7 protein-coding genes are annotated in these 10,631 nt (G+C 60.6%); 3 read left to right on the top strand and 4 right to left on the bottom strand.

The window, feature by feature from the left end; genetic code table 11:
* From P5540_16470 to P5540_16460, 3 genes are all read left to right on the top strand, one after another.
* Positions 1-205 (top strand): hypothetical protein (locus P5540_16470; GenBank protein ID HRT66411.1); only part of this gene is annotated, 205 nt, incomplete at its 5' end.
* A gap of 234 nt (positions 206-439) precedes the next feature.
* Positions 440-2,092: an SBBP repeat-containing protein gene (locus tag P5540_16465; protein ID HRT66410.1), complete on the top strand. Its 1,653-nt coding sequence runs from the start codon at positions 440-442 to the stop codon at positions 2,090-2,092.
* 1,049 nt (positions 2,093-3,141) lie between these two features.
* Entirely contained in the window at positions 3,142-6,903 is a 3,762-nt protein-coding gene (locus P5540_16460) for a carboxypeptidase regulatory-like domain-containing protein (protein ID HRT66409.1), read from the top strand.
* Between the two features lie 148 nt (positions 6,904-7,051).
* Here the strand turns inward: P5540_16460 and P5540_16455 are convergent, their stop codons facing one another.
* From P5540_16455 to nrdR, 4 genes are all read right to left on the bottom strand, one after another.
* The gene (locus tag P5540_16455; protein ID HRT66408.1) at positions 7,052-7,876 is read right to left on the bottom strand and encodes a hypothetical protein; all 825 of its coding nucleotides are present in this window, start codon (positions 7,874-7,876) and stop codon (positions 7,052-7,054) included.
* A 14-nt stretch (positions 7,877-7,890) separates the two neighbouring features.
* Positions 7,891-9,069 (bottom strand): DegT/DnrJ/EryC1/StrS family aminotransferase, encoded by a 1,179-nt coding sequence (locus tag P5540_16450; GenBank protein ID HRT66407.1) that lies wholly within the window; start codon positions 9,067-9,069, stop codon positions 7,891-7,893.
* Positions 9,066-10,004 (bottom strand): nucleoside hydrolase, encoded by a 939-nt coding sequence (locus P5540_16445; GenBank protein ID HRT66406.1) that lies wholly within the window; start codon positions 10,002-10,004, stop codon positions 9,066-9,068. The genes P5540_16450 and P5540_16445 overlap by 4 nt, the downstream gene beginning before the upstream one ends.
* A 167-nt stretch (positions 10,005-10,171) precedes the next feature.
* A complete protein-coding gene (gene nrdR, locus P5540_16440; protein ID HRT66405.1) occupies positions 10,172-10,621 on the bottom strand; it encodes a transcriptional regulator NrdR in 450 nt (149 codons plus the stop codon).
* Positions 10,622-10,631 lie beyond the last annotated feature (10 nt).

The raw sequence follows: 10,631 nt of genomic DNA, 5'->3' as shown, positions 1-10,631 counted from the left end.
TTCGAGTTTGGAATCGCCTGGCCCGGACATTCATGTCCTGTTTTCCATCTGCGTGCATCTGCGTCATCTGTGGATCATGCGGTTTTCCGCAGATGACGCAGATACACGCAGATATCGAACCGATGAATGGGATACAGAGGTAAAACGTGATTCCTTGCAGTATTGTGGTTTTTTTCTTTTGGATAGCAATGAAAAAAACGTATAAATTCCAGGGACGGACTGTCGAGGATGTCTGGAAACGCCATGTTGGTTGAAGGGCATTAGCCCGTCCCGCGTGCCATGGCGAACGGGTTTGTGTGAACAGGAAAGCGCCCCGTTGACCGCTTCATTGCGGCGGGTCGCGTAAATTCGTGCGGACGGGTGCGATGCGTTCCGGAAGACGTATCCGTCACGCTCGTATGGGCGGCAGTATAACGAGCATTGGGGAAAGGGCATGGTCATGAGGATCAAGGGCATTATCGGGGCGGCAATTCTGGTTGCATTCTTGGCAGGCGCGACCTTCGCGGAACAGGCGGGTGGGACGGCGTCCCCGCCGGCCGCTTCCGGCACGGCATCGCCACAGGCGCAGGCGGCCGTCCAGAAAATGATGATGGGGCCATCGGTCTTCATCGAAAATCAAGGGCAATGGGCCGACTCGGATATCAAGTTCGCGCTCGACAGCCGCGGCATGAACGTCGGCCTTACCGACAAAGGCCCCCGTTTCCAACTCTTCAAACAGGAAAAACAGGGACCGACACAAGCGGAGCGAAGCGAAGACGTGTCTGTCCCTGGTTTTCCGGGTCCCGACGGAGCGAAATCGGGGACAGTCCCGTCTCGCTCCGCTCGCTTGGGACAGTCCCCGATTTCGCAAATGCACGAATTCCGCCTCGTCTTCGAAGGCGCTTCCCTCGTCACCCCCGTCGGGCGCGGACGTTCCGAGCGCAAGTTCAACTACCTCAAGGGCGATCCCTCCACCCACCGCGAAGGCGTGGGATCGTTCGACGCGGTGTGGTACGAGGGGCTGTATCCGGGGGTAAGCCTCGAGTTGACGGGCAAGCACACGGGCCTCAAGTACAACTTCCACGTGGCGCCGGGGGCGGACCCGAAAGCGATCCGGCTGCGGTACGACGGGATCGCCGGGTTGTCGCTGCGCGACGACGGGGCGCTCGAGATCCGCGTGAAGGACGGCTGGGAGCCGCTGGCGGACGGCGCGCCGTACATCTATCAGGAAGTCAACGGCGAAAAGAAGCCCGTCGCGGGGATGTTCACATTGCTGGACGACAACGCGTACGGTTTTGAAATACTGGGAGATCATGACTCAACTTCACCGCTTGTCATTGACCCAGGGGTTGTCTGGAGTACATATATTGGCGGAGATAATGGCGAACGGGGTCGCGCAGTTGCGGTTGACGCCAGCGGAAACATCTATGTGGCAGGGGATACTAATTCGTCAAACTGGATTAGCAATGGATGGAGAACTACGAGCGGAGGTGGCTATGTAGTAAAGTTGACGCAGTCGGGCAATCACGTGTGGTCGACATATCTTGGTGGAATAGGTATAAGTATTGCCGTGGATACGATGGGGGCGGTGTATGTGACGGGAATGTGTACCGATTCAAATTGGGGAGTAAGTGGTGGGTGGGATACTACGTATGGCGGCGGCACGAATTACGGGGATGGGTATGTCGTCAAGTTAGACCACACAGGTGCACACCTGTGGTCCACGTACCTCGGTGGAACGGGAGAGGATGCAGGCCGGGGTATCGCGGTGGATTCGGCCCGCAACGTCTATGTATCGGGGAACACTGATTCGACGGGTTGGGTGAGTGGCGGCTGGGACACGACCAAAGACTTGATGCAAGATGCATTTGTGGTGAAGATCAGCATGAATGGGGAGCATCTCTGGTCTACCTACCTCGGGGGGGGGGAGATGATTTCGGAGAAGATATCGCGCTGGACTCAGACAGCAATGTATATACGGCAGGGAATACAGAATCGTCTATGTGGGTCGTTGGGGGGTACGATACGAGTTTTAATGGTGGCTATGATGGCTATGTGGCAAAGTTTAGCGCGGCTGGCGATTTCCTTTGGTCTACGTACGTTGGCGGAATAGCCAATGACGCTTGTATGGGCATCGCTGTCGATTCAAGCCGAAATGCCTATATTACAGGGTACACAACGTCTTCGGGCTGGGTGAGCGGAGGATGGCGTACGATCTATGGCGGCGATTGGGATGGTTTTGTGTTGGCGGTCGACACGACCGGTGCGCATCTATGGTCAACATATATGGGTGGTAACAGCACTGACTATGCATATAGAGTTACACTGGATATTGCAGGTTTTGTGTATGTGGCAGGAGGAACATCGTCGTTGGGCTGGATAACAGGCGGTATTGACGTAACTTACAACGGCGGAAACAGCGATGCATTTGTTGCAAAGTTAAGTCGGTTTGGCGAACATGTATGGTCCACCTACCTGGGCGGAGAAGATGGAGACGAGGCTTACGATGTTGCGGTTGATTCAGCTCACGGCTTCTATGTAACGGGCTGGACCCGGTCTCCGGGCTGGGTGAGCGGCGGATGGGATGAGACTTTTAACGGAATGTATGAGCAAACTGATGGATTCCTTGTGGTTGTTACAGACATCCTTGCGCCGAGCGATCCCGGATCCTTATATATTGGATTGGACACGATTACATGGACATGGCAAGATAATTCGGACAATGAAACCGGATTTAAAGTATACGTTGACCCTGGTTCTGCGCCTCCCACAACTCTTCAAACCACCACGGATCCAGATATCCAATTATGGTTACATGAAGGATTGAGCGCGAACACGCAATATGCTTTACAGGTAATCGCAGTTGGTGAATTAGGAGACAGCACTCCATCGGAAGTACATGCTGCTTATACACTTATAGAAGCAGTGCCGGAGCTCATGTTCTCAGCACTCGGATTCAATACGATAAGTGTTTCGTCCACAATCACGCCGAGTAACTTATCTTCCGGTTCTTCAGGGCTGCATTTTACGAATACAACCCTCTCATCCAATTCCGGTTGGCAACAAGACAATACACCATGGGCCTCCACGGGTCTGACTCCCAACACCCAGTATGTTTTCAGTGGCAAGTCTCGCAATGGTGACGGCGTTGAGACGCCTCCCATGACGGCATCAAAGTATACGGCTGCGGCCGTGCCCTTGGCTCCGATGGTTGTAAGGCCCGGCACGCATCCCGCCAACGCCCGCGCGCTTGACGTAATTATCACTGCCGGAGACGGCAATCCCTCATACACGCTCTATGCCATTCAGGTTACCCCATCCGTCAGCGGCAATATGTGGGTGCAAGCCGACGGCTCGATAGGAGCATTGCCCATCTACCAGCCGGCGAATGGATGGGCGATGAAGCGCGCTACAGGTTTGGACAGGAACACCGCGTATACGTTCAGGGTCGTCGCACGAAACGGTGAAGACATCGATACCGCACCCGGTCCTGGGACAACGTTGAGTACGCTGGACAACGCCGCCCCGGGGACACTTGCTTTGTCGTTTCCGTCGCTCCAAGGCGACATGGCCAATCTGATGTGCCAAGTTTCGACGCCAAGCGTGGACCCGGATGGCGATGCCGTGGTGTACGCGTACGATTGGTACCGGAAGCCGTCGGCGGGATCGTTCGCATTGTTCCGGCATGACGATTTCAGCGCAGCGACGCAGAGCACCGTCTCGAACACGGACACGCAGGTCGACGACCAGTGGTATTGCGTCGTGACGCCCAGCGACACGGACCTGTCCGGCACGCCCGTGGACTCGGTGCATTGCACCATCGTCCTAGGCGGCACGACGCCATCGGCCATTTCGCTCGTCGTGAAAGAACCGTCCAGCATTACATTGGGCCAGAGCGTGACGGTCTCCGGGCAAATCACGCCGACTCCGACCGGCTCCGGGACCGTGGCCTTCCATAGCGTCTCGCCGTCCGGCACGGCATCCGATCTGTTCCCGGAAGGCACCATCTTTACGAGCGGCCAGTACACGAAGACGTTCTACCCGAATGAAGCGTCCGAGGGACGCACGGCGTGGTCCTTGACATCCAACTGGCCCGGCGACGCAACGTACATGACGGCCACGAGCATTGCGGCGAATATTACGGTCGCCAAGGCGCAACCGTCCGTTTCCCTCGTGCTGAACGCCTCTTCCGCGCCCGTAAACTACGCAAATCTTCAGGCAACAGTGACGTTTACGACGGGCTTCCCGTCCGAATTGAGCAGTCTGTGCGCGAATCGCACGGTCAAGTTGTACACCAAGAAGCCGAACGGCGCCTCGTTGACGCCGCTGACCAAAATGACGGACGCAACGGGCACAGCGGTCTTCTTGCCATCGGATTTCGTGGCGGCAAACTGGATATTCGACATGCCCGGCACCTGGCAGTTCCGGGCGGACTTCGCGGGGGACAACGATTTCCGTCCGGCGGCGTCCACGGGCTATGACCTGCCGGAGAGCGTCCGGCTGACGCTGAAGGATCGCGCGGGGTATGCGATCATCGTCCAGGGCAAGTACAACGCGCTGGGCGAAGGCCAGGTCGAGCACGCCAAGACGACGGATGGCGTGTACCGCGTCCTTCGGGCGCGCGGGATTGCGACGGAAGACATCTACTACTTCCGTGGCGCGCCGTCATCCATTCCGACGGATATCGTCGTCTCGGACACGACGCCCACCAAGGCGGAAGTCGCGGCGAAGGTGACCGAATGGGCGCGGGACAAGCTCCGCGCGGCCGCCGCGCCGTTGTATATCGTGTTCGTGGACCACGGCAGCGTGAACAAGTTCTACGTCTATTCCGGCGCCTTCGATGCGACATGGTACATCACCCCCGCGGACCTCGACGGCTGGCTGGATACATTGGAAACATCGCTTGTCGGCTATCCCGCCGCGAACGAGAAGCGCGTGTTCGTGTACGGCGGCTGCCACTCCGGCAGCTTCATCCCGGTCGTGTCCGGCGCGGGCCGCGTGGTCGTGACCAGCACCGTGACCGAGCAGGTGTCCCATCGCGGCGTGATGGACCCGGCGGACAATCGCCGCGACGGCGAAGCGTTCACGACGGAACTGTTCCGCGAACTGCTGGGCGGCAAGACCCTGCGCGTGGCCTTCGAGACCGCCAGCGGCAAGATGGCCGAGTACACGGCCAACGCCACCAACGGTTCCGGCGCGACCGAGACGCAGCGTCCGGCCTACGACGACAACGGCGACGGGGCGGCCACTTCGGGCGGCCTCTCGCCCTTGCCGGGCCAAGACGGCGCGGTAGGCCACGTGTTGACCTTGGGTTACGGCGTGAACGAGGCCGGTTGGGCGAGTTGGACCGGCGTGACGCCGACCGTAACCCTCACCATCGGCGCGCCGATGGCGACGCTCGAAGGGCTTTGCGACAAACGCCCGGCGAACAATTGCACGGCGTGGGTCGAGGTGAAATCCCCGGCCTACGCGGGCGGCACGCCGATTGCGGAAGGCACGCCCGAAGAAGACCGCGCGCAGGAAGTGGCCCTGACCCGCTTCGATGCGGATGAAGTGTCCAGCGACCTCGCGAACGGGATCTTTCGCTGGCCGCCGAACGTGTTCGGCACGGCGTTCAACACAGCGGGGACCTACAAGGTCTTCTACTTCGTCCAAGAGACCGATCCCGTGACGCAGAAGCGCATGACGAGCACGCACCTCGTGACGACGGTCTACCGCGAATCCGACGGCAACGAGCCGCCGCCCGCGCCCGAACTGGTGCGTCCGGAAGACACGGATATCGTGCACACGCCGGTGTTGCTGTTGTGGAACGAAGTCAGCGATCCCGACGGCGTGACGTATCGCGTCGAGGTGGACGAGGACGGCGATTTCGGTTCGGGCGCGATTGTGCGCGAGAACCTCGAATCGCCGTACATCGTGCTGGGTCCGGACGACGGGGTGCTCGACGCGCGCACGTACCACTGGCGCGTGTACGCGGTGGACGGTTTCGGCGCGGTGTCGGCCGACGGCGCCGTGTGGACGTTCACGGTGCAGAACGTGAACCCGGACGTGCCGGGCACGCTGCTGGTGAAGGTGAACGATTCCAGCGGCCGCCCGATGACGGGCGTGACCGTGCAGGTGATGGGGCAGCCGCAGCCCGCGGTGTCCAACGCGCCGGGGACGTATTACCAGGACCTGGAACAATCCACGTACAGCGTGCAGATAACCAAGCCGGACTACGCGACGGTCGAGTTGGCGGACGTGGGCGTCCTGAGCGGCGAGGTGACGCAGCGTCAGGTGCAATTGCTGTCCACGCAATGGAACGGGTGGGCGTCGCAGCCGCAACCGCACAAGGGTTATACGGGGACGAACCACACGTTCAGCGTGACCCCGGCGTGCGGCCCGGGCCTGCTGACGTTCCAATGGAAATGGGACGACGGGAGCAAGGCCGAGCAGTTCGGCCCGGCGACGCAGACATGGGCATTGACCAACCTGACGCCGGCCCATGCCGGAACCTACTGGTGCGAGGTGACGTATGAAGGCACGCCGCACGAGACCAACCACGTGACGCTGGAGGTAGCGGACCACTTGGCGATTACGCAGAATCCGACCGGCGGGACCGTGAACGCGGGCAGCCCCTTCACGTTTACCGTGCAGACCGAAGGCGGATTCGCGCCCCTGTCCTACCAGTGGAAGAAGGACGGGACGGCCGTGCCCGGTGCGCCCAACGCGAACCAGTTCCCGATCCCCTACGCGACCCCGTCCAACGCCGGCGCGTACACCGTGACCGTCAGCGACGCCAAGGTTGGCGGCGACATTCTGACCTCCGATGAAGCTCAACTGACCGTCGCCGGCCAAGCCCTGCCGATCGCCGGCGCCTTGGCGCTTGCCATCCTCGCGGCCCTTACCGCCGGAATCGGCCTCGCCCGTTCAAGGTGGAGGTGAAACCGGTTCAACACCTTAAAATCCGGCTTCTACAAAAAACAACAAGAAATTCGTGGGTAATTTTGCGATGACGATTACGATGACGAGCATGGTGACGGGCACGAGTATAAAGAGAAAACTGGGTTGTGGGCGCTACCCGTTTCAGTCGTTATAAGAACGGGGAAGTTTCAATTTGGATGAGGGCGCAGGCCCGGCGGGCGATCTCCAGCGCCGCTTCGCCGTTTTCCGCGGCGGCCCGCACAAACCCCGCGCGATTGCGCGTTTCCTCGTCGGCGGGATGGCCAAGCGTGTCGCCTTTGCGCACACCGACGCGGACTTCAATCACGCCGGGCGTTTCGCGCGCTTCCGAAATGCCCGCCACGCCGGTCACGATGCCCGTGCGCGGACGCACCCATGCCACAGCCATGCCTCGGGACGTATCTTGCAGACCATCCCGCCATGGCGCGATCCGTTCGGACGAATAGAAGCCCGAAACGACCGGGCCCTGTTCCGTCGTGATCACGTCCAAACAGAATGCGCCCTGCCATTTGATGCAATCGCATGTCGTTCTTGCGGTTTCGGCGAGGCGCCGGCGTGTTTCGTCCGGCAGGTGGACGGGTGCGTAAATGCACCAATCGAAACAATGGGGCGGTTCGCTCGGGACGCGTCCGGCGATGGCGTAGACATGCGTGTTTTCGTCTCCAGCTACGCCCAGCACGTAATACAGGCTACCGGCGCGGGCCGGTTCGATCAGGATGGGCCCCGGATCGCTTCGACGGGCAACGGCAAAAGCCAGCGGCACATCTTCCGGATGTTCGATCAGGCGCGTGCCTGCCGTGGCGTACCGGGCGGCCGGGCGAACGATGACGGGCATGCCCAAACGTCGCGCCTGCTCCACGGCGTCCGCGCGGTTTTCGGCAAGAAGGAAACGGGGAACGAGCCCCGAAGCGGCAAGCGCCTCGCGCAACGCCAGCGGAGACGGTTCCCGGATCATGCGTTTCGATGCCTCTATTTCCGAAGCGCCTCATGGAATTCGCGGACGACAGACGCAATCGTTTCCACGGATTCCACGGACAGTGTTCCATGAATCGGCAGGCACAGGATCTCGCGTGCCGCGCGCTCGGCGTTGGGCAGGCCGGCCGGGTCGGCGGAAGGCAGACCGGCATAACATGCAAAATGCGAACATAGGGGATAAAAATATTTGCGGACATGGACGTTGCATCGGCGGAAAACGTCGTGGAGCGCGTCGCGTCCGGCGCCGTAGGCTTCCGCATTGATGCGGACGGGAAAGTAGGCATGGTTCGGCTGCACGCCGGGTCGTTCGCCGAAGAGGCAAACTCCCGGAATGTCGGCTAGCATTCGGCGATAGCATTGCGACAAGACCCGTCGGCGCGCAATTTCCTCGTCGGCCTGTTCCAGTTGGACCAGCCCCAGCGCCGCCTGCAATTCGCTCATCTTCCCGTTGATCCCCGGTCCCTCGACAGATTCCTCGCCGGCAATGCCGAAATTCTTGATCAGGTAGGCTTGCCGGTGGCGTTCGGCATCCGGGACGGCGAGGGCCCCGCCCTCGCCGGTGGTGAACAGTTTCGTGGCGTGGAAGCTCAGGACCGATGCGTCGCCGTGGCGCAGCGCCGACTGCCCGTTCAGCCGGACACCGAAGGCGTGCGCGGCGTCATAGATGACGCGCACATGGTATTTCGCGGCCAGCGCATCGAAACGTTCGACGTCGCACGGAGTGCCGTACACATGCACGGGCATGATGGCGCGCGTGCGCGGCGTGAGGCGTTCCTCGACGCGCGACGGATCCAAATTGCACGTGTCCGCGTCAATATCCGCGAATACGATGTCGAGCCGCTGCCAGCGCAACACGTGCGTCGTGGCGGGAAACGTGAACGGCGTCGTGACGACCTCGCCTTCGCGCAGTCCGTACAGTTCGAGCGCGGCCATCAGCGCGATCGTCGCGTTGCAGAACAGACTGAGATGTTCGACGCCGAGATAGGCGCATAATGCCCGTTCCAGCCTTTGATGCAGGCATCCCTCGTTCGTCAGCCATCGCCGCTCCCATGCGGGCTCAAGCGCGCGCGCGTATTCCGCCAGGGGCGGGAGCGACGGGCGCGTCACATAGATAGGCTCCGGGAACGTGTGCGCCGCCACAAGACGGCCGATGCGCGCATCCGGCAGGTTCATTTTGTCGTCAGCGCCTTCACGAGCAGATCCTCGAACGCCGCGCGGTCTTTCCAGCCCATCGCGCAACGGACGGGCCGCCCTTTTTCGGAGGGCCGGGTGAAGCCCTTGTCGTCCACCACAAGTTCGACCGTTTTCATTTCGCACAATGCCTCGTCGAAGGCGAGATACGCGGCCACGGTGTCGAACAGGACGCTGCTCTCGTCCTTGGGATACTTTTCGTAATGGACCCAGTCGCGGTAATTGGCAATGACCGTCGCCGCCTTCGGATCGCTGGACGCCGCGACCTTGGCGAAGCGATCGCCGCGCAGAATCAGCGTGCCGCAGGAATCCAGCGGCGCCAATGCAATGTCCCACGGCGCGGCAAACACGGCCTTGGCCGCCGGTATGTCCTTGATGACGTTCCATTCCGGATCCGCGCCCTGCTTGCCGTTGTAGCCGATCTCGACGCTGCCCGCCATCGCGACCACACGCGCGTTCTTCGCGATCGCCGGCTCCCGTTCAAGGGCGGCGCGGATATTGGTCTGCGGTCCGATGACCACGAGGGTGACAGGAACCGGCGATTGCCGGATGCAGTCTATCATCGCCTGCACGCCGTCTTCGTGTACCCGCCCCTTGTATTGGTCCAATTGATAATCGCCGAGCCATTTTTCCTGATGAATGGGCTGATCGCTCGTTTTGACGCCCCGACCGAGCGGCACGTCCGTGCGCCCCATCGCCTCGAGGATTTTCGCGACCAGCCGCGTCTTTTTCACGGTGTCGTCCGAGGCCGTGACGATCAATTTCAGATCGATTTGCGGGCTTCCCAGCATCATGGCCAGCGCCCAGGTGTCGTCTATGTCGTCCCCCAGATCCGTGTCCAAAACAACCGGTACCGGCGTCGTCGCCGCCGCCACACAACACAAGTATCCCGGCCACGCACACAACAAAGCGATCATCGGCTCCTTCCTCCTCTCCAACCGCCGACAGGACAGACGGTCCGGCCTGTTCCCCGGCGTTCGCAACACGCCTTAGCATACAGAAAGCGGGCCTGAAGTGCGAATGAAGAACTTACACGGAGAAGAAGCGCCGGGTGGAAGTCGAAACGCCGCGGGGTTGGGTGATGTCAGGTCAACATCATCTTGAGTTCGTTCATGAACTCGTTGAGATCCTTGAACTGGCGGTAAACCGACGCAAAGCGGACATAGGCCACTTCATCGAGTTTCTTGAGCCGTTCCATGATGGCTTGGCCGATGGCTTCGGTGGACACCTCGTGATCCGCGCCGTTGAACAACTCCCGTTCGATCTCGTCAATCATCCCGTCCACCTGATCGAGGCTGATGGGACGCTTTTCGATGGCCTTGAGAATGCCGCTTTTCATTTTCCAGCGATCGAACGGCTCGCGGCGCCCATCCTTCTTGATAACCATCTGGGCGACTTCCTCGATTCGCTCGTAGGTCGTGAAACGCCGTCCGCAATTCAGGCACTCCCGGCGCCGGCGAATCGCATCGCCTTCCCGCGAGGTACGTGAATCTACCACCTTGCCGTCGGTCTGCGCGCAGAATGGACACCGCATAATAGGTTCT

It is taken from the genome of Candidatus Hydrogenedentota bacterium (genome assembly GCA_035450225.1).
Taxonomy (GTDB): Bacteria; Hydrogenedentota; Hydrogenedentia; order Hydrogenedentales; family SLHB01; genus DSVR01.
Note: the sequence above shows the minus strand (reverse complement) of the source record. Positions and strands in the feature narration are given on the sequence as shown.